Source organism: Glycomyces artemisiae (assembly GCF_003002955.1).
Lineage (GTDB): Bacteria > Actinomycetota > Actinomycetes > Mycobacteriales > Micromonosporaceae > Glycomyces > Glycomyces artemisiae.
Genome location: NZ_PVTJ01000009.1, coordinates 191,656 through 210,048 on the forward strand (window position 1 = coordinate 191,656; position 18,393 = coordinate 210,048).

Annotated in this window: 17 protein-coding genes; 11 read left to right on the forward strand and 6 right to left on the reverse strand. The window is 73.3% G+C overall.

The features are described from left to right. Positions 1 to 89: 89 nt before the first annotated feature. A complete protein-coding gene (locus B0I28_RS21830; protein WP_106365973.1) occupies positions 90 to 797 on the reverse strand; it encodes a TioE family transcriptional regulator in 708 nt (235 codons plus the stop codon). Between the two features lie 80 nt (positions 798 to 877). Between B0I28_RS21830 and B0I28_RS21835 the strand changes: the two genes are divergently transcribed. Together B0I28_RS21835 and B0I28_RS21840 are read left to right on the forward strand one after the other, a co-directional pair. After that, complete coding sequence (locus tag B0I28_RS21835; protein WP_106365974.1) at positions 878 to 1,786, forward strand: erythromycin esterase family protein; 909 nt, start codon at positions 878 to 880, stop codon at positions 1,784 to 1,786. Between the two features lie 134 nt (positions 1,787 to 1,920). Next, entirely contained in the window at positions 1,921 to 4,053 is a 2,133-nt protein-coding gene (locus tag B0I28_RS21840; protein WP_106365975.1) for an alpha/beta hydrolase-fold protein, read from the forward strand. 56 nt (positions 4,054 to 4,109) lie between these two features. On the opposite strand, the gene B0I28_RS21845 is transcribed toward B0I28_RS21840, so the two are convergent. Continuing rightward, the gene (locus tag B0I28_RS21845; RefSeq protein WP_106365976.1) at positions 4,110 to 6,176 is read right to left on the reverse strand and encodes an MDR family MFS transporter; all 2,067 of its coding nucleotides are present in this window, start codon (positions 6,174 to 6,176) and stop codon (positions 4,110 to 4,112) included. Between the two features lie 97 nt (positions 6,177 to 6,273). On the opposite strand from B0I28_RS21845, the gene B0I28_RS21850 reads away from it, so the two are divergent. Both B0I28_RS21850 and B0I28_RS21855 read left to right on the forward strand, forming a co-directional pair. Then, positions 6,274 to 7,860: a cation:proton antiporter gene (locus B0I28_RS21850; protein WP_106365977.1), complete on the forward strand. Its 1,587-nt coding sequence runs from the start codon at positions 6,274 to 6,276 to the stop codon at positions 7,858 to 7,860. A 61-nt stretch (positions 7,861 to 7,921) separates the two neighbouring features. Further along, positions 7,922 to 8,653: a copper chaperone PCu(A)C gene (locus B0I28_RS21855; RefSeq protein ID WP_106365978.1), complete on the forward strand. Its 732-nt coding sequence runs from the start codon at positions 7,922 to 7,924 to the stop codon at positions 8,651 to 8,653. A 58-nt stretch (positions 8,654 to 8,711) separates the two neighbouring features. Here the strand turns inward: B0I28_RS21855 and B0I28_RS21860 are convergent, their stop codons facing one another. Beyond that, on the reverse strand, positions 8,712 to 9,881 hold the full coding sequence (locus B0I28_RS21860; protein ID WP_106365979.1) for a PP2C family protein-serine/threonine phosphatase: 1,170 nt from the start codon (positions 9,879 to 9,881) through the stop codon (positions 8,712 to 8,714). 100 nt (positions 9,882 to 9,981) lie between these two features. Beyond that, a complete protein-coding gene (locus B0I28_RS21865; protein WP_106365980.1) occupies positions 9,982 to 10,485 on the reverse strand; it encodes a DUF1269 domain-containing protein in 504 nt (167 codons plus the stop codon). 261 nt (positions 10,486 to 10,746) lie between these two features. Here B0I28_RS21865 and B0I28_RS21870 point away from each other — a divergent pair, with 261 nt between their 5' ends. The 4 genes from B0I28_RS21870 to B0I28_RS21885 all read left to right on the forward strand — a co-directional run bounded on the left by B0I28_RS21870 (position 10,747) and on the right by B0I28_RS21885 (position 14,700). After that, positions 10,747 to 11,703 (forward strand): sulfite exporter TauE/SafE family protein, encoded by a 957-nt coding sequence (locus B0I28_RS21870; protein WP_106365981.1) that lies wholly within the window; start codon positions 10,747 to 10,749, stop codon positions 11,701 to 11,703. Positions 11,704 to 11,886: 183 nt separating this feature from the next. Further along, on the forward strand, positions 11,887 to 13,842 hold the full coding sequence (locus tag B0I28_RS21875; RefSeq protein WP_106365982.1) for a hypothetical protein: 1,956 nt from the start codon (positions 11,887 to 11,889) through the stop codon (positions 13,840 to 13,842). A 28-nt stretch (positions 13,843 to 13,870) separates the two neighbouring features. Next, positions 13,871 to 14,059 (forward strand): hypothetical protein, encoded by a 189-nt coding sequence (locus tag B0I28_RS21880; protein ID WP_106365983.1) that lies wholly within the window; start codon positions 13,871 to 13,873, stop codon positions 14,057 to 14,059. Positions 14,060 to 14,061: 2 nt separating this feature from the next. Further along, positions 14,062 to 14,700 carry a class I SAM-dependent methyltransferase gene (locus B0I28_RS21885; RefSeq protein ID WP_106365984.1) on the forward strand — a complete coding sequence of 213 codons (639 nt, stop codon included), beginning with the start codon at positions 14,062 to 14,064 and terminating at the stop codon, positions 14,698 to 14,700. A 37-nt stretch (positions 14,701 to 14,737) separates the two neighbouring features. On the opposite strand, the gene B0I28_RS21890 is transcribed toward B0I28_RS21885, so the two are convergent. Both B0I28_RS21890 and B0I28_RS21895 read right to left on the reverse strand, forming a co-directional pair. Beyond that, positions 14,738 to 15,616: a hypothetical protein gene (locus B0I28_RS21890; RefSeq protein ID WP_106365985.1), complete on the reverse strand. Its 879-nt coding sequence runs from the start codon at positions 15,614 to 15,616 to the stop codon at positions 14,738 to 14,740. 55 nt (positions 15,617 to 15,671) lie between these two features. After that, positions 15,672 to 16,178: an O-acetyl-ADP-ribose deacetylase gene (locus B0I28_RS21895; protein WP_106365986.1), complete on the reverse strand. Its 507-nt coding sequence runs from the start codon at positions 16,176 to 16,178 to the stop codon at positions 15,672 to 15,674. Positions 16,179 to 16,247: 69 nt separating this feature from the next. Between B0I28_RS21895 and pfkB the strand changes: the two genes are divergently transcribed. From pfkB to B0I28_RS21910, 3 genes are read left to right on the forward strand one after another with little or no spacing between them, the layout of a single operon-like run. Continuing rightward, positions 16,248 to 17,192: a 1-phosphofructokinase gene (gene pfkB, locus B0I28_RS21900; protein WP_106365987.1), complete on the forward strand. Its 945-nt coding sequence runs from the start codon at positions 16,248 to 16,250 to the stop codon at positions 17,190 to 17,192. A gap of 60 nt (positions 17,193 to 17,252) precedes the next feature. Beyond that, positions 17,253 to 18,113, forward strand: coding sequence for a GNAT family N-acetyltransferase (locus B0I28_RS21905; protein WP_106365988.1), 861 nt, complete (start codon positions 17,253 to 17,255; stop codon positions 18,111 to 18,113). Between the two features lie 33 nt (positions 18,114 to 18,146). After that, positions 18,147 to 18,392, forward strand: coding sequence for a ribosomal protein L7/L12 (locus B0I28_RS21910; RefSeq protein WP_106365989.1), 246 nt, complete (start codon positions 18,147 to 18,149; stop codon positions 18,390 to 18,392). Position 18,393 lies beyond the last annotated feature (1 nt).

Genomic DNA, 18,393 nt, shown 5'->3' on the forward strand with positions numbered 1-18,393 from the left:
CGACCGTTAGCGTGGGCACGGACGGCCCACCGATGCACCGGCGGTGACCGTGCAGCGGCCGCGGGCGCACGCCTGCGGCCGCTTGGCGCTCAACGGCCCTGCCGCTCACGGACGCCGAGGAACGCGCTCAGCTGCGCGGCCGCGTCGAGCATCGCCAGCCCCCGCTTCGTCAACCGCCCCCGCCAGTCCGCAAGGGACTGCGCGAGCGCCTCGGTGCCGCCCGCGGTCCGCACCTGCCGCACGACCGCCGCGATGTGCTCCAGCGGGTATCCGCCGCGCCGCAGCAGGTGCGCGAGTTCGGCGTCCCGCACGTCCTCCCGCTCGAACCGCCGGTACCCGGTCGCGCGTTCGCGCGCGGGGGAGAGGATCCCGGCCCGCTCCCAGTTCCGCAGCGTCGCGGGCGTGACCCGCAGCCGGTACGCGAGCTCGCCGACCGTGTAGGGCGCGAAGCGCTCCGGGACCTCCGGCTCGGCCAACCGCGCCACCGAGGCGGTGACCGCGTCGAGCGTGGCCCGGTCCCGGAGCAGCTGCTCGTGGCCGCGGTCGATCACCATGAGCACCTCGTCGATCCGTCCGCTGTGGACCGCGTGCATGGCCTCGCCCGCCACGCCGTGCCCGTACGCGCGCACCAGCGCCAGGAACGCGCGCAGCGCCGCCGCATGCGCCTCCGTGTAGACCCGGTAGCCGCTCGGGGTGCGCTCGGCGGCCGGGAGGAACCCGTCGCGCTCGTAGTTGCGGACGGCCTGGGCCGTGAGCCCGTGCTCGCGCGCCAGGTCAGAAGGCCGCAGTTTCCCCACGGTTTGAGACTTTACCGCAGTGGTCCAACGCCAGACCCGATCGAAGTCTCAACCGTTCTTTCAACGATACGTTTCAAGCCGTGAACACCGACCAGATCACCGCATCCCATGACGTCATCGGCCTCGGCGAGCGCGCCCACGGCGACTCGCCCCAAGCGGAGGCCCGCGCCGACCTCGCGCTCCGCCTCCTCGGGCACGGCGCCCGCTCGATCGTGTTCGAGTCCGACCGCATCGCCGCGTTCGCCGTGGACGACTACGTGCAGGGCCGCACGGATTCGCTCGACACCGCGATGGGGGAGGGCTTCACCCACGGGTTCGGCGCGTTCGCCGTCAACCGCCGCCTCGTCGCCCGCCTGCGCGCATGGAACGAGGGCCGCGACCCGGCCGACCGGGTCGCCTTCCACGGCATGGACGCGCCCCTCGAATTCACCGCCGCCAGCCCGCGCACGTACCTCGAACACGTCCGCGACTACCTCGGCCGCGACCTCGACATCGCCGCGCTCACCGGCGACGACGAGGCCTGGAGCCGCATGGAGGCCGTCACCGACCCGGCCGCATCCCCTGGCGACACCCCTGCGGCCCAAGCGCTCCGCATCATCGCCGACGATCTGCGCGCCGCGCTCTACGCGGCCGCGCCGGAGCGGATCGCCTCGACCTCGCTGACCGACTGGCACCGCGCGAGGGTCAACGCCGCCACCGCCGCCGGGCTCCTGCGCTACCACCGCCAGGCCGCGCAGCCGCTCCCCGAAGCCGACCGGTGGAGCCGCCTCTCCGGCGTCCGCGACGCACTCATGGCCGAGCACCTGCTCGACATCCGCGCCCTTGAAGCGGGCCGCGGGCCCACGGTCGTCCTCGCCCACAACGTCCACTTGCAGACCACCGAGAGCCGCATGGAGATGGCCGGCATGAACCTCGTCTGGGCCGGAACCGGCGCCATCATCGCGGCCCTCCTCGGCCCCAAGTACGCCTTCATCGCCGACGAGGACTGACCTCCGCCGGAGCCCCGGACCTGCGCCGACTCCGCACTTGACATCGCTTTATCGATATACCAATCTGGTACGGACGTTCGCGCCTGCCGCCCCTCCCGGCCGGTCGAAAAGCCGTGCTCCAGAGGAGGAAGCCGATGAACGAGTCCCACGCGCCCCGGACGGTCCCCGACCCCCCGGGGCCCGCAGCACCGTCCGCCGCAGGCGACCCGTGGGTCGCCGAGGTGCCGGACAACCCGGTGCGGGACGTGTACCGCTTCACCGTGCCCGCCCGGGCCGTCCGCGAGGCGACCGGCGTCGAGGACGGTCAGGTCGCCGTGCAGGGCGACTTCGGGCCGGGCGGCACCTGGACCGAGTTCCACGCCGACGGCGACGACGACCGCGTCGCCACCCTCGGCCCGCTCGACCCCGGCCTGTACTGCTACCGGTACGTCGTGCGACCCGCCCCGGACGCCGAGGCCGTCGCGTTCCGCGATCCGGAGACCGCCGCACGGCCGCACCTCGGCACGCTGTTCGTGCCCGGCCCCGGCGCCGACTGGCTGGCGGACACCGCCGACGGCGGCGCGCTCGACACGATCCGGTACGGCGACGGCGCGGCGTCCGAGGCGCTCGTGTGGACCCCGCCGGGCTACGACGCCGACCGCGCCGCGCCCTACCCCGCGCTCTACCTCCTCCCGGACGAGGGCCGCAGCCACCGCGAATGGGCGGGGCCGGGCCGCCTCGCGCAGATCCTCGCCCGCCTCGTGCTCGACGGCGACGCCGAGCCGATGGTCGTCGTGGCGGCCGACGGCTCCTCGACGGCGAAGGACCTCGTCGAGGGCCTCGTGCCCGCCGTCGAGGCGGCGTTCCGCGTCTCCGCCGACCCGGCCGACCGCGCCGTCGCCGGCATCGGCCGCGGCGCGTCATCCGCACTGGAGGCGGCCGCCGCGGAAGCGTTCACCAGTGCCGGCGTCCTCTCGGGCGGCCTCGGCCCGGACGCCGGCCCCGACGCGCTGCGCCGGACCGACGGCCGCACCGCGCTCATCCGCGTCTACGGCGGCAACATCACTGACCCCGCCTACGACGAAGTCGCGGCGCTGGAAGCCGCGCTGACCGCCGCCGGCGTCGCATTCGAGTCCGACGGCTCCCACCCCGCCTCCGGCGGCACCTGGAGGACCTGGCGGGCGGCCCTGCGCGACTTCGCCCAGCGCCTGTTCCGGCCGGTCGCCGACCACGGCCCGAGCGAGGGCCACCCGCCCTTCACCGCGCACGAGCCCTCCGCGCCCGGCACGGCGCCCACCCCGTGGATCGACGCCGGCGGCGTCGTCACCTTCGAGGCCGGCCCCGAGTTCGCCGACGCCTCGCGCGTCGCCGTCTGGGGCAACTTCGGCCCCGCGGGGAGCTGGCCCCGCACGCCCATGACCCGGCGGGACGACGGCTCGTGGCGCCTCTCGATGCCGCTCGAAGGCGGCACCTACCACTACAAGTTCGAGGTCGACGGCGCAGTCCGCAAGGACCCGCGCAACCCGTCCTCGGTGCGCTCCGAGCCCGCCTGGAGCACCTTCGCCGTCCCCGGCGACACCATCAGGGGCCGCTACACCGCACCGGTCCCCGCTGGTGCGCGCGGCGAGGTCAACGTCATGGCCTACAACAGCACCGCGGCCGATCCGGACCGCTCGGCGTACGTGTGGACGCCCCCGGGCTACGACCCCGCCCGCACCGAGCCGTACCCCGTGCTCTACCTCCAGCACGGCGGGGGCCAGACGTGGTCCGACTGGATCGAAGTCGGCTACGCCGACCGCATCCTCGACAGCCACCACCGGAACGGGACCATAGTTCCCATGGTCGTGGTCATGGCGAACGGCAACGGCGTCGACTTCCAGACCGAGATCACCACGCGCATCGCCCCGGCCGCCGAGGAGCGCTACCGCGTGAGCGCGGACCCGCGGCGGCGCGCGCTGGCGGGCCTGTCGATGGGTTCGGGGCAGACGCTCAGCACCCTGTGGGCCCATCCCGTCGCGTTCGCCTACATCGGCGCCATGTCGGCGTTCGGCGGTCCTCCCGAAGGGACGGACACCGGCGCCGTCAACGCCGGCACCGAACTGCTCCGGGTGTACTCCGGCGACCGCCAGGACTTCACGTACGAGCCGACGCTCGACCTGATCGCCGCCATGGAGCGCAGCGGGGTCGAGCACGAGTTCGCGCCGATCATCCCCGGCCCGCACGGCTGGGACGTGTGGCAGCGGGCGCTGATCGACCTCCTGCCGCGCCTGTTCAAGACCGCGCACTAGCGGAGCGGGCCGTCCGGGGCCGAACGGCCCCGGACGGCCCGAGCTCCGCACGGGCCCTAGGCGCTCGCCTCCGCCTTGGACTCGCGGCCGTCGGCCTCCTGGAACGACTCCTGCTCGGCGATGTCCCGTGCCAGGTGCGCGACCGACCGGTTGAAGACCTCGCGGTCCTGCGGGTCGGCCAGGTTCCAGTCGTCCAGGTGCCGGTCGAGCCAGCGCTTCCAGGCCGAGACGAACAGCTCGAACTCGGCGCGCCCGCGCGGCGTCAGGCTCAGGCGCCCGGCGTCCACGGCGAGGAACCCGTCCCGCACGGCCTGCACGAACACCGGTTGCAGCACCTGCGGCGGGAGCCGGTGGGCCGCGGCGATCTTCGGAAGCGTCGCGTCGAACCCGGCGGTCTGCCTCATGTAGACCTGCCGCAGCGCCCACGACCCGGCCCGGTCGAGCGCGCTCGCGCCCGACGCCGCCTCGTACACCTCGGTGTAGACGGTGCGCCGCTCCCGGCGCATCACGTCGGCGACCATGCGCGCGAGCCGCTCCTCCGACGGGGACGGGTCGGGGGCGGCGAAGCCCTCGCCCATGTCGACCGCGCGGCCGCGGGCCGCGTCGTGCAGGGGCCGCTCCTGGAGGAACCACGCCACGAGGAACCCGAGGACCGCGACGGGCACGGTCCAGAAGAACACGAAGTTGATCGAGTCTGCGTAGGCGTTCACGACCGGCGCGATCACGTCGTCGGGGAGTTGGTGCAGCGCAGCGGGACTGGCGGCCGCGGCCGGGTCGATCCCGGACTCGGCGTACGCGGTCGCCAGCAGCGGCGTCAGGTGGTTGGAGAACATGGTCCCGAAGATCGCCGTCCCGAACGTCGAGCCCACGGTCCGGAAGAACGTCACCCCCGAGGTCGCGGCGCCCATCTGCGCGTAGGGGACCGTGTTCTGCACCGCGATCGTGAGCACCTGCATCGCCAGGCCCAGCCCGAGGCCCAGGACCAGCATGTACAGCGACTCAAGCCAGATGCTCGTGCCCGGCCCCATCGTGGACATCAGGTACAGGCCCGCGGCCATGAACGCGGTGCCCGCGATCGGGAACGCCTTGTACCGCCCGGTGCGGCTGACGAACGCGCCCGAGAGGATCGAGGTCGTGAGCATGCCCGCGACCATCGGCAGCGTCCGGTAGCCCGAGACCGTGGCCGAGACGCCGTCCACGTACTGGAGGTACGTCGGCAGGAACGTCATCGCGCCGAGCATCGCGAACCCGACGATGAAGCTGAGGATCGAGCACACCGTGAACACCGGGTTCCCGAAGAGCCACATGGGGAGGATCGGCTCGGCGGCCCGCCGCTCGACGAACACGAACACCGTCAGCGCCACGGCCGCGCCCGCGAACATCCCGAGGATCGTCGTCGAGTCCCACGCGTACTCGTCGCCGCCCCACTCCAAAGCGAGGATCAGCAGCGACGTGCCGATCGCGACGAAGATCAGCCCCCAGTAGTCGATGATCGGCTTCACCGCGGACCGCACGCGCGGCACCGTGGCCGCTGCCATCGCGATCATGACCACTGCGATCGGCACGTTCACGTAGAAGCACCACCGCCATGACAGGTGGTCGGTGAACAGCCCGCCGAGGGTCGGCCCGAGCACGGTGGTCACGCCGAACACCGCGCCCATGGCGCCCTGGTACTTCCCGCGCTCGCGCAGCGGGATCACGTCGGCGATGAGCGCCATCGCGGTGACCATGAGGCCGCCCGCCCCCAGCCCCTGCACCGCGCGGGCGACGATGAGGAACACCATGTCGTCGCTGAACCCGGCGAGCGCCGAGCCGCCGACGAACACGACCGCGCTGATCTGGAAGATCGCCTTGCGCCCGAACATGTCGCCGAACTTGCCGACCACGGCCGACGCGATCGCCTCCGCCAGCAGGTACGACGTGACGACCCATGCCATGTGCCCGGCCCCGCCGAGGTCCGCGACGATCGTCGGCAGCGCCGTCGACACGATCGTCTGGTCCAGGGCCGCCATGAGCATGCCGAGCATGATCGTGGTGAACACGAGGTTCCTGCGGGACTTGCTCAGGACCGGCGGCGCGGGCTCCGCCGCGGCAGGGCGCTCGGCGGTGTCGACAGTGCTCATAGGCGGAACGATAGCGGCAAACCATCCCATAAATGCAGGTTCCAGCGCCGTTGACGCGGCCTAAGATCGCTCCAGGCACAACCGAACCGGAGGCCGGATGGAACTGGTGGCGATCCTGTTCGCCCTCACCGTGGGCGGGCTGCTCCTCACCGCCGCCGCCGAGTGGATGCGCGTCCCCGCGCCCGTGCTCATATGCCTCTACGGGCTCGCGCTCGGCCTCGTCCCCGGCATGCCCGCGCTGCAACTGAATCCGGAGCACCTCCTCCCGGTGCTCCTCCCGCCCCTGCTGTGGGCCGCGGCCCGCAAGTACTCGTGGCGGCACTTCGCCGCGAACTGGCGGCCCATCATCTTCCTCGCGGTGGTCCTCGTCTTCGTCACCGCCGCCGCGGTCGCCCTCGTCGCCGCCACCATCAGCCCCGTCCTGCCCGTCACCGCCGCGATCGTCCTCGGCGCGATCTGCGCCCCGCCCGACGCGGCCGCCGTCAGCGCCATAGCCGACCGGCTCGGCCTGCCCCGCCGCCTCGTCACCATCCTCGAAGGCGAGGGCCTGTTCAACGACGTCACCGCCCTGACCCTCTACAACGTCGCCGTCCTCGGCGTCGTCACCGGCTCGGTCTCCGCGATCGGGTCGGCGGGCCTGTTCGCCTACTCCGCGGCCGCCGCGGTCGCGATCGGCCTCGGCGTCGGCTGGATCCTCGTCCGGCTCGGGTCCCTCGTGGACGACAGCCGCGTCGTCACCGCCCTCGGCCTCACCGGCCCCTACATCGCCTACCTCCTCGCCGACGGCGTCAAGGCCTCCGGCGTCCTCGCCGTCATCTGCGCCGCGTTCTACCTCGTCGCCCGCTCCAACGACCCCGAGGACTACGAGGGACGCCTCGTGCAGGGCTCGGTGTGGGAGGTCCTGGAGACCGCCCTGAACGCCCTCACGTTCGCGCTCGTCGGCATGGAGCTGGTCGACATCATCCAAGCGGTGGGCGACGGCGTCGACGAGCTGCTGTGGAAGGCCCTCGCCGTCGCGGGCGCCGTGATCGCCGTCCGGGCCCTGTGGCTCGGCCTCGCGATCGTCCTGGGCCGCATGGGGGTGGGCTGGAAGCAGCTGGGGGAGCACCCGCGGCTCGCCGTCGTCACCGCCTGGGCCGGGATGCGCGGCGTCGTCACGATCGTGACCGCGCTGGCCCTGCCCGAGACGATCGCCGACGGCTCCCCGTTCCCCGGCCGCGAGCAGATCCAGTTCCTCTCGGTCGTCGTGGTCATCGCGACGCTCCTCGCGCAGGGCCTCACCCTGCCCGGCCTCATCGCGTTCCTCGGCGTCAAGGCCGACACCGACAAGGAGACCGAGGCGGTGCGCGGCATCATGGCCGAGGCCGGGAAGGCCGCCACCCGGCGGCTGCGGCAGCTTCGCAGCGAAGGCGAGGTGGACGACGAGGTCGCCGCCCGCATGGAGCAGTGGTACGACCGCCGCGCCGAGAAGATCGCCGCGCTCGTCGAGGACCGCGAGGACCCCGAGACCGAGCGGATCGTGGAGCGCTTCGACGCCATGCAGCGCATCGAAGGCGAGATGATCGCCGCGTCCACGGCCCGGCTCCTCCAGATGCGGTCCTCGCCCGGCCACGACCCCGCGCTCATCGACCGGGTCATCGCCGCACTCGACCACCGGGCCGTCGGCCGCAGCCGCGGCGCGTGATCCTCGCCAACCGGTATGTCGCTGCCGGGACCGGCGCCCGTCCGCCCGTACGGTGGCGCTTGTGGAGAGACGAGACGCGAGCGCGGCCCGGCGCGCGGCGGCCGCGGCGATCGGGGCCGCGGCCCTCGCACTGGCCCTGACCGGGTGCGGCGCAGGCCAGCACGCCGAGACCAGCAAGATGCAGACGGCCCTTTCCGGGATCGACGCGGACGCCGGGAAGATGGTCCTGCGCAACGTCCAGATCGACTTCGGGGTCAACGGCTCCTACCCGGAAGGCGGCCAGGCGCCCCTGCGGGTCTGGATCGGCAACAAGTACGAGACCGCCGTGACCCTGGAGTCGGTGACGAGCCCGGACGCCGAGGCCGTGACGCTCGCGACCGAGGTCGTCGCGGTCGAGGAGACCGAGAGCCCGACCGACGCGGCCTCGGAGAGCCCGAGCGGCGAGGCTTCGGAGAGTCCGAGCGGCGAGGCCTCCCCGGACGCCTCGGCCTCCCCGAGCGCCGACGCCTCCGCGAGCCCCGGGACCGAGGAGGAGGTCGTCGACGAACTCGTCGGCGAGCGCGACTTCACCCTGGAGTTCGCGCCGGGCGAGATCATGCGCCTGGCGCCCACGGCCGGTTCGTTCCTGCTCCTGGAGGGCCTGAAGAAGGACGTGGACATGGGAACGAGCGTCACGCTCGTCTTCACGTTCTCCAACGGCGAGTCCGCCACGATCGCCGTCCCCGTGGGCGACCCCGACGTCTCCCCGGAGCGCTCCTACTTCGGCGACCCGGGCGAGCACGCCGCCGAATAACAACGGCCGCAACGGCATCGACGGCGGCCCCGCACCAGCGGGGCCGCCGTCGCCGCGCTCACCGGGCCTGCGAGCCCGGCAACTGCATGATGAGGACCGTGAGGTCGTCGGTGCGCACGTACCCGCCGCCCTGGAAGTCAGCCTTCAGCTTGCGGTGCAGCCGGTCCGGGTCGCGGATGCCCGCGGCGACGTGGGCGTTGAGCATCGAGATGAGCGGGAACATCTGCCCATCGGCGTTGCGGCCCTCGATGAACCCGTCGGTGAACGCCACGATCACGTCGCCGGGCATGAGCGCCGCCTCCCGCACCACGGTGCGCTGCAACCCGAAGTCCGTCAGCCCCAGCGGCGGCATCGGCCGCGCCGAGATCGGCTCGGCCGTGCCCCGCACCAGCAGCGGCGCCGGATGCCCGCAGAGCACCACCCGGATCGTGTCCCGCCGCGGCGTGATCTCGATGAGCACCGCCGTCGCGAACGACTGCTCCCACTCGTCGAGCCCCCGGTTGTGCAGCCGCACCCGCCGCTCCATGCGCGCGGTCAGCGTCGCCAGGTCCGGGTCGTCGAGCGCCCGCTCCCGGAACGTCCCCAGCAGCGCCTCCGTCAGGTGCACCGTGTTCAGGCCGTGCCCCTGGACGTCGCCCACGACCGCCCTGATCCCCGCATCCGTCTCCTGCACGTCGTAGAAGTCCCCGCCGACCAGGCCCGGACTGCCGTCGTGCGTGCGGTACGCCACCGCCACCTTCACGCCGCCGACCACCGGCGGCACGTCCGGGAGGATCGCGCCCTGCACCGTCTCGGCCACCAGCGTCATGTCGAGCAGCCGCGCCACGATCCGGTTCCTTGCCCACGCCAGGACCGTGCACAGCACGCCGACCGCGATGATCGGCGGCAGGTCGCTCCACGCCGACTGCGGATAGGGGAGGAACCCCATGGCGTCGCCGCCCGCGCTGACGATCGCGACCACCGCCAGCGTCGCCGCCGCCGTCGCGATCGGGCCGTTCACCAGCGCGGTGAACGCGGGCAGGAACACGAGCGCGTAGTCCGCGAACGGCGCCATCTCGGGGACCACGAACGCGAGCGGCATCGTCGCCGCCAGGAGGATCAGCGGCAGCAGCCGCAGGAGCAGGGCCGATCCCGGGTGGCCCGAGGAGATCCGGGCCCACACGGTGTTGGGGGCGACATAGGACCGCTTGTAGCCCTGCATCTCCGCCCCCTCCGAGCCCCTGCGCATGCCGAGAGCCTAATCAGAACCGGGGCTTGAAGAGTTCTCAACAGGGAAAACGGACGGCGGGCGGCGCTGGGAGCCGCCGCCCGCCGTTCCCTCGATCCTGTCAGGCGCGCTGCGCCTGGACCGCGTCGATGGTCTCGCGCAGCCGCTCCTCCTCTTCGGCGGAGAGGTTCGTCTGGAGCAGCTTGCCCTGGTACTGGCCGCCGAGCTCCTGCACGACCTTGTCCTCCGTGGCCGAGACGACCAGGAGGACCAGCGCGGCGGTCCCGGGGGCCAGCTCGGTCCCGAGCTGCTTCATGAACGAGTCGTCCACGCCGATGTCGGTGAGCGCGCCGCCCGCGGCCCCCGCGGCCGCGCCGACCGCCATCCCGAGCAGGGGGGCGAAGAACAGCAGGCCGATGAGGCCGCCCCACAGCGCCCCGCCCGCGGCGGAGACGCCGACCAGGGACGTCGACTGGTGCAGCTTCACCTTGCCGTCCTCGCGGCGCTCGACGACCACCGCGTCGGCGAGCTTGATGAGCTCGCGCTTCTGCATGTCCGCGAGCTTGCCGAGGACCGTCTGTGCGGTGGGGACGTCCGGGTAGGCCACGGCGATGAGTTGACTCATGGGCGCCTTCCTTCCTGCGATGCGCCGCCGGGCGGCGGCTTCTCGGGCCGATTCTGGCCCCCGTGCGGGGCCGTGTCCGGCGATCGGGCGGAAATCCCGGAACGGGCGACCCGCCGGACCACTCCCGCACCGCGTATCCCAGGATGCGCCGCGCGATCCCGCGTTTCGGGACCGGCGGTTGACGTTCACCCGCAACCTGTCTATATTTCCCATAGATTTGGTAGAGATATGTGTCCGGTTACCGTCTCGGAAGGCAACCCCGTGAAAACCCTCGTCCTCCTTGGGATCGTCGGCCTGGTGGCCCAGCTCGTCGACGGCAGCCTCGGCATGGCCTACGGCGTCACGTCGACCACGCTGCTGCTCGCGATCGGCACCAACCCCGCCTCCGCCTCCGCCACCGTCCACCTCGCCGAGATCGGCACCACCCTCGCCTCCGGCGCCTCCCACTGGCGCTTCGGCAACGTCGACTGGAAGGTCGTCCTCAAGATCGGCATCCCCGGCGCCGTCGGCGCCTTCGCGGGCGCCACCTTCCTCTCCTGGCTCTCCACCGAGCTCGCCGCCCCGGTCATGTCGCTCATCCTGCTCGGCCTCGGCCTCTACCTGCTCATCCGCTTCACCCTCCGCGGCCTCGACAGCCGCAACCTCGGCAAGCCACTGCGCAAGCGGTTCCTCGCCCCGCTCGGCCTCGTCGGCGGCTTCCTCGACGCCACCGGCGGCGGGGGCTGGGGCCCGGTCGGCACGCCCGCGCTCCTCGCCAGCGGCCGCATCGAACCCCGCAAGGTCATCGGCTCGATCGACACCTCGGAGTTCCTCGTCGCGCTGGCCGCCTCGCTGGGCTTCCTGTTCGCGCTCGGCAGCCAGGGCATCGACTTCGCGTGGGTCGGCGTGCTCCTGCTCGGCGGGCTCATCGCCGCGCCGATCGCGGCCTGGCTGGTGCGGCACATCCCGCCGCGCGTCCTCGGCTCGGCCGTCGGCGGCGTCATCATCCTGACGAACACGCGCACCCTCCTGCGCTCGGACTGGATCGCCGCCTCGAACACCGTCCAGGTCATCGCCTACATCGCCATCGCGGCCGTGTGGATCGCCGCGGTCTGGTACTCGGTGCGCCGCCACCTCGCCGAGCGCGACGTGGGCGGGCCGGTCCTCGACAAGGCCAACAACCCGGCGCCGGAACCGGCCGCCCTGGAGAAGGACGAACCGGCCGCCGAGACCGCCTGAGCCGCTTCCGAACAGCGGTTTCACCGGACTCCGTCGAGCCGTGCGGGCCCGCATCCTCCAGGATGCGGGCCCGTTCCGCATTCCCGCTCGGACCGTCCCTATCGGATTTGGGGGACGACGCGGGGCCCGCGCTCCAGTAGCATGTTCCCTCATTACGGCCGCCGAGGGACCGCTGGAGGCACAGTGACGCTGTTCTACCAGGCAGTGCTCCGCGACGGCGGGCAACGGCTCGGGCCCCGGCTGCGGCGGTGCTTCGCCGCGTGGGCGCGCGTCGAGGACGACGGGTCGCCGCTGCTGGAGCACTCCCGCGGCCGCACCCGCGCCACGTTGGCGGACACGGAGGTCTGCGGCCGATACGCCCTCGACGTGCCGACCGGCGCCGGGCGCCTGCGCACCACCGCCACCTGGGCCGCCGGGCGCCGGCCCGAGCGCTCCTGGGTCCTCGTCACCGTCGAGGGCGACCTGTCGCCCACGGCCGAACCCGTCCGCGCCCCCGGCTTCATGCCCGCGTACCTCGCCACGGGCCGGGCCACCGACGGGGCCGTCCCGGTCGAGGCGGGCGCGCACCTCGTCGGCCCCGAGGAGGTCAAGGACCTCACCCTGCGGCTGGCGAACCGGAACCGGGCCGTGCCGCTCATCGTCCTCACCGTCGACCGCACCGACCCCGCCGTCGCCGCGGCCTGCGCCGACCACCTGGCCGAGGCGCTCGCGGGCGTCGCGTCCGTGGCGCGCCTCTACGACACGAAGACCCAGGAGGACCTGAACGCCTGGCTCGGCCCCGACCTGAGCGTCTTCGGCGGCGGCCTCCGCACCTACCTGCCGGGCGTGCGGCCCGGCGAGGAGTCGTACGCGATGCGCCACCAGCCGCGCGGCGGCAACGCGATCCGCCAGCACGGCACCGCCGCGCTCGACGTGGTCGTCACCGGCGTCGTCGAGCTGTCGGCGCACCGCCAGGTCCCCACCGACGTCCGCCAGGCCGAACCGCGGGTCGCCCGGGTCTTGTCCGGCGTGCTCGACCCCGCCGACCTGCACGCGGCCCCGCCGAGTCCCGCGGCCATCGCCGTCCCGCGCCCGCCGAAGATCCCCAAGCAGGCCGCGCCGAAGGACCCCGGATCGGACCCGGAACCGCCCGCGCCCGAACCCGTCGAAGCAGCGGCTCCGGCCCCCGATCCTCCCGTCCCCGACGGCGCCTCAGCAAACGACGATGCCCCAGCGAACGACGACGCCCCCGCCAACGACGGCGGCCTCGCGGCCGCCATCGCCGCGCGGCTCGCCGACCACCTCGACGACGCCGTCCTCGAAGCGCTCGTCGACATGGCCCGCGGCGGCGACTCCGAGACCACCGCGCTCATCAAGACCATGTCCGCGCACCTCCAGGCCCTCACCCGCGCCGTCGAGACCACCGGCCTGCTCGGGCGGCACGGGAGCGGCGACGAGCTCGAACGGCTCCGCCGCGAATACGACCGGCTGGAGATGGACTACGTCGAACTCCAAGAGCACGAACGCAAAGCGCAGGACCGCATCCGCTGGCTCGAAGGCCGCCTCGCCGAGCACGCCGACCCCGTCTACGGCGTCCAGGACGACGGCCCCGAGGGCCCCTGGGACGCCGAGTGCCTCATGGACGTCGTGCAGCGCGCCCGCAAGCGCCTCCACCGCCTCGACCTGCCCGACACGCTCGACACCGAGGTCTCGCGCCTCGACGTCACCTACCCGCGGCAGCGGCGCCGCTGGACCGCCCGCGCCTGGGACGCCCTGCGCGCCCTCGACGCCTACGCCGCCGCTCGCGCCGAGGACCGCTTCACCGGCGGGTTCTACGACTGGTGCTCGCGCCCGCTCCCCGGCGAGCCGCACATCATCCCGACCATGGTGTCCATGAAGGAGTCCGACTCGGTGTCGGGGAACCCGAAGTTCTACCGGGCCCGGGTCTTCCGCGTCCCGACCGAGCTGGACCCCTCGGGCCGCGTCTACATGCCCGCCCACATCAAGCTCCAGCCGATCGGCTCGCCCGCGCCGCGCCTGCACTTCCTCGACGACGCGGGCGGCGCCACCGGGAAGGTCTGGATCGGCTACCTCGGCGACCACCTGCCCAACACGCGCACCAACTTAGGCCCGACCCCGCTCAGCGAGGCGCTCCCGTAGGCTCGGGGGGAACCCGGGAGGAGCGCCGATGGACTTCATGAGCCGCAACGCGCGGTGGATCGCCCTGACTGCGGTGCTCGTCGTCATGGCCCCGTTCTTCGCGTGGGGCCTCAACGCCCTGTTCGCGGTGGACACCTTCCTCGTGGCCGTGATCCTGCTCGTCGTCATCGTGGTCGCCGTCGTCCTCCTGGCCCGGTCGCAGAACGACGAGGAGTAGACATGGCACGAAGGAGCCACCGCCTCTTCGCCCGCTGGTACCCCAAGGCCGCCGAGTCCATCGAGGACCGCGGACTCGGCGCGCAGCGGGCGCGGCTCCTGGCAGGACTGAGCGGACGCGTGCTGGAGGTCGGCTGCGGCCACGGCGCGAACTTCACGCACTACCCCGAGGCCGTGACCGACCTGGTCGCGGTCGAACCCGAAGAGGCCCTGCGGGACCTCGCCGCCGCCCGCGCCGAGGAGCTGGGCCGCAAGGCCGTCGTGCTCGAAGGGCAGGCTGAGAAGCTCTCGTTCGAGAACGACTCGTTCGACGCCGTCGTCGCGACCCTGGTGCTGTGCTCAGTGGAGGACCAGGGCCGGGCGCTCGCCGAGATCCACCGCGTCCTCAAACCCGGCGGCCGCCTCGTGCTCCTGGAGCACGTCGCCTCCGCCAACCGCAACATCCGCGCGCTCGAATACCTCTTCGACGTGGTGTTCTGGTCGCACGTGTTCGGCGGCTGCCACACCTCCCGCGACACGGGCGCGAACCTCGCCGCCGCCGGGTTCGACACGTCCGGCCTCGAACCCCAGCGGCTCCCGTTCCTGCCCTACCCCCTCAAGGTCAGCCCCCACCTCGCGGGCGAGGCCCGCAAACCCGCTTAGCGCCGCGACCGGCCCCGCCTCGCGAGGCGGGGCCGTCTCACTGCTCGATGCGCCCGTACGCCTTCAGGGTCTTCAGCCGCGCGAGCGTCAGGTACCCGCCCCACTCGTGGACCACCACGGGCGTCCACATCGTGAAGTTCGGGGCCCAGCCGCCGTCTTCGCCCTGGTCCTCGACGATCCGGTCCAGGTGGAGGTCGATCTCCTCGTCGCTGAACAGCCGCCGCGCCATCAGGTCGGGCCGCGGGGCGAGGTCGACGGGGGAGTGGACGTGCCCGGGCGCGTCAGGGTCGAGCGCGGCGCTGCCGCGCAGCGGGCCGCGCAGGCGCTGGAACTCGGCTTCGGCGCGGTCGCGGTCGGGGACGCGTTCGAGGAAGTTCAGGATGCACAGCGCGTCGTAAGCGCCGATCTCGCCGGCCTCGGCGATCGCGTTCCAGCAGTACTCGGTCGCGGGCCCGAGCCACGGGTGGTCGACGCCGAACGCGTGGAGCAGCCCGGCGAGGGGCGCGGTCGGGTTGAGCGCGGCCGGGGGCTTCTCGCCCTGCGGCTGCCACCAGGGCCCGCGCGGGTCGTCGAGGACGCTCGGGAGGACCCACGGCACCCCGCCCTCCTCAGTGGAATGTTCGGCGAGCCAGTCGCAGGCGCGCAGGAGCAGCGGCTCGTCGGACGCCGCGATCCCTTCGAGCATCCCGAAGGCGATCTCCGCGCCCTGCGGCTGCCCGCCCGCCCCGCGAAGGTCGGGCTCGATCGCGTGGCCGAAGCCGCCGTCGAGGTTCTGGTAGGCGGCGACGGCGTTGCGCACCAGCTCGCCCGGCGCGCCGCGGAACGCGTGCGCGAACCGGAGCCGGTCGACGAGTCTGGCGTGCAGTTCCAGGTACCGCTCGGCGGCGGCGAACGCGTCAGGGTCGAGGGTCTTCATGCGGTCCCCTTCGGTCGGTGGCGGGCGTCCGACGGTACCGCCGGGGTACGACAGCTCAGCCCATGGCCCGCTCGAAGGCCGCGTAGACCTCGTCGTTGAACAGGACGAACCTCACGTCGTCCACCCGGGTGTCCGTCTCGCGCACGGTCGCCACGGCGATCCGCGCGGCCGACTCGGCGGGCCAGCCGTATACCCCCGCTGAGACCGCGGGAAACGCGACCGACGCCGCCCCCAGCTCGTCGGCGACCCGCAGCGACTCCCGGTAGCACGAGGCCAGGAGCGCACTGCGGTCCTCGGACTCGGAGTAGACGGGGCCGACCGTGTGGATCACCCAGCGGGCGTTGAGGTTCCCGGCGGTCGTCGCCACGGCCTGCCCGGTCGGCAGGCCCCGCCCGTACCGCGACGCCCGCAGGTCCCGGCACTCGTCCAGGATCGCGGGGCCGCCCGCCCGGTGGATCGCGCCGTCGACCCCGCCGCCGCCCATGAGGGACGAGTTCGCGGCGTTGACGATCGCGTCGACGGCCTGCTTCGTGATGTCGCCTCTGAGGATCGAGATGCCCATGCCCGCATTCAAGCACGGATCGGCCCGCGGTTCCCGGTAGCGTTGCACCGAAGCGAATCGGAGGTCCGCATGATCGTCACGGTCACCGCCAACCCCAGCCTCGACCGCACCATCGCGGTCGACCGGCTCCTGCGCGGCGAGATCCACCGGGCCACCGGCGACCGCGTGGACCCGGGGGGCAAGGGCGTCAACGTCTCCCGCGCGCTGGTCGCCAACGGCCACCGCACCTGCGCGGTCCTCACCACCGGCGGCCACGCCGGGGCCGAACTGCTCGACCTGCTCAGCGAGGCCGGCGTCGCCGTCGAGGAGGTGCCCGTCTCCCAGGCGATCCGCTCCAACCTCGCCATCGCCGAGGCCGACGGCACGGTCACCAAGCTCAACGAGACCGGCCCCGTGATGCGGCCCACCGAGATCGAAGAACTCCTCATCGCCGCCATCACACCCACACTGGACCGCAGCGCCTCCTGGATCGCCGGGTGCGGGAGCCTCCCGCCCGGCGTCGACGCCGACTTCTACGCCGTGCTCGTCGAGCGCACCCGCGACGCGGGCGCCCGCGCCGCCGTCGACACCTCCGGCCCGGCCCTCGCCGCGAGCCTGCGCGCCCGGCCCGACCTCGTCAAACCCAACCGCGAGGAGCTCGCCGAAGCCGCCGGGGCGGCCGTCGCGACCCTCGGCGACGCCGTCGACGCCGCACAGGCCCTGCGCGCCGCGGGCGCCGGAGCGGTCCTCGCCAGCCTCGGCCCCGACGGTGCGATCCTGGTGGACGGCACCGGGGTCCACCACGCCCACGTCCCGCGCCCGCGGCCCCTCGTCAGCGCCGTCGGCGCCGGGGACGCCACCCTCGCGGGCTTCCTCGCCCACGGCGGCTCCGGCCCCGAGGCGCTCGCCGCGGCCGTCGCCTGGGGCGCCGCCACCGTCGCCCTCCCCGGCAGCGTCATGCCCGGCCCCGGCGACATCGACCTCGGCATCGTGGAGCTCACCGCGACTCCCGAGACGGACTGGGTTCTCCGGTAGAGCAGTGTCCTGCGGTAAACCGGTGGCGCACCGCGCGCCCGCGATGGTTCGATCACCGGTATGACGATCCGACTCGATACACCCGAGGACGCCGCCCCCGTCCTCGCCGCCCTCCGCGACTGGCAGCGCGAGGGCCTCCCTGTCCAGCTCCACCCCGGCGACGTCGGCTGGTACTTCCGCTTCGGCGCCGACGAGACCGCCGCCGCCCTGCGCACCTGGAGCCGCGGCGGGACGATCCTCGCCGTCGCCCTCCTCGACGGCCCCGGCCTCGCCCGCCTCGCGACCGATCCCGAAGCGCGCCGAGACGACGAACTCGCCGCGCGGCTCGCCGACGACCTCACCGACCCCGCCCGCGGCGTCCTCCCCGAGGGCGGCGCCGACGTCGAGGCCCCCGCCGACGCGCTCCTGCGCGACGTCCTCGCCTCCCGCGGCTGGATCCCCGGCGAGGCGTGGACCCCGCTCCACCGCAGTCTCACCGAGCCCGTCGCGGACCCCGGCATCCGCGTCGAGACCGTCGGCACCCGCACCGCCGACGCCTACGCGGCCATCGTGCGCGCCTCCTTCAAGGGCTCCAGGTTCAACGCGGACCGCTGGCGCGCCCTCGCCTCCCAGGCCGGCTACGCCGACGCCCGCAGCCTGCTCGCCTACGACGCGGGCCTGCCCGCCGCGGCGATCACCGTGTGGTCCGCCGGGCCCGGTCGGCCCGGCCTCGTCGAACCCCTCGGCGTCGCCCCCGCCCACCGCGGCAAGGGCCTCGGCCGCGCGATCACGGCCGCGGGGGCCGCCGCCCTCCGCGACCTCGGCGCCTCCAGCGTCGAGGTGGTCACCCCCTCCGACCTCCCCGGCGCCGTCGCCACCTACCGGTCCGCGGGCTTCGCGCCCGGCGCCGAGCGCCGCGACCTGAGCCGCCCCGCCGAGTGACACAATGTGCGCCCTGAGGAAGGAGCACACCGCATGGCCCAACCGCGCGACTACATCACGATGCAGGCGCTGTCCCGCATCGAGTACAAGCTCGACATGATCATGGCCCACCTGGGCATCCCCCAGTCCGCCCCGCCCGAGGAGCCCTGGCTCGCCCAGGTCCGCTCCGAGATCCGCTCCGGCCGCAAGATCCAGGCCATCAAGCTGTACCGCGAGCACACCGGCCTTGGCCTCAAGGAGGCCAAGGACGCCGTCGACGGCATGTCCACGGGGTACTAGT

Coding starts and splice junctions, on each gene's coding strand:
- B0I28_RS21840 (WP_106365975.1), top strand. CDS start 1,921: ATGAACGAGTCCCACGCGCCCCGGACGGTCCCCGACCCCCCGGGGCCC.
- B0I28_RS21845 (WP_106365976.1), bottom strand. CDS start 6,176: ATGAGCACTGTCGACACCGCCGAGCGCCCTGCCGCGGCGGAGCCCGCG.
- B0I28_RS21850 (WP_106365977.1), top strand. CDS start 6,274: ATGGAACTGGTGGCGATCCTGTTCGCCCTCACCGTGGGCGGGCTGCTC.
- B0I28_RS21860 (WP_106365979.1), bottom strand. CDS start 9,881: ATGCGCAGGGGCTCGGAGGGGGCGGAGATGCAGGGCTACAAGCGGTCC.
- B0I28_RS21865 (WP_106365980.1), bottom strand. CDS start 10,485: ATGAGTCAACTCATCGCCGTGGCCTACCCGGACGTCCCCACCGCACAG.
- B0I28_RS21880 (WP_106365983.1), top strand. CDS start 13,871: ATGGACTTCATGAGCCGCAACGCGCGGTGGATCGCCCTGACTGCGGTG.
- B0I28_RS21885 (WP_106365984.1), top strand. CDS start 14,062: ATGGCACGAAGGAGCCACCGCCTCTTCGCCCGCTGGTACCCCAAGGCC.
- B0I28_RS21890 (WP_106365985.1), bottom strand. CDS start 15,616: ATGAAGACCCTCGACCCTGACGCGTTCGCCGCCGCCGAGCGGTACCTG.
- B0I28_RS21895 (WP_106365986.1), bottom strand. CDS start 16,178: ATGGGCATCTCGATCCTCAGAGGCGACATCACGAAGCAGGCCGTCGAC.
- pfkB (WP_106365987.1), top strand. CDS start 16,248: ATGATCGTCACGGTCACCGCCAACCCCAGCCTCGACCGCACCATCGCG.
- B0I28_RS21905 (WP_106365988.1), top strand. CDS start 17,253: ATGACGATCCGACTCGATACACCCGAGGACGCCGCCCCCGTCCTCGCC.
- B0I28_RS21910 (WP_106365989.1), top strand. CDS start 18,147: ATGGCCCAACCGCGCGACTACATCACGATGCAGGCGCTGTCCCGCATC.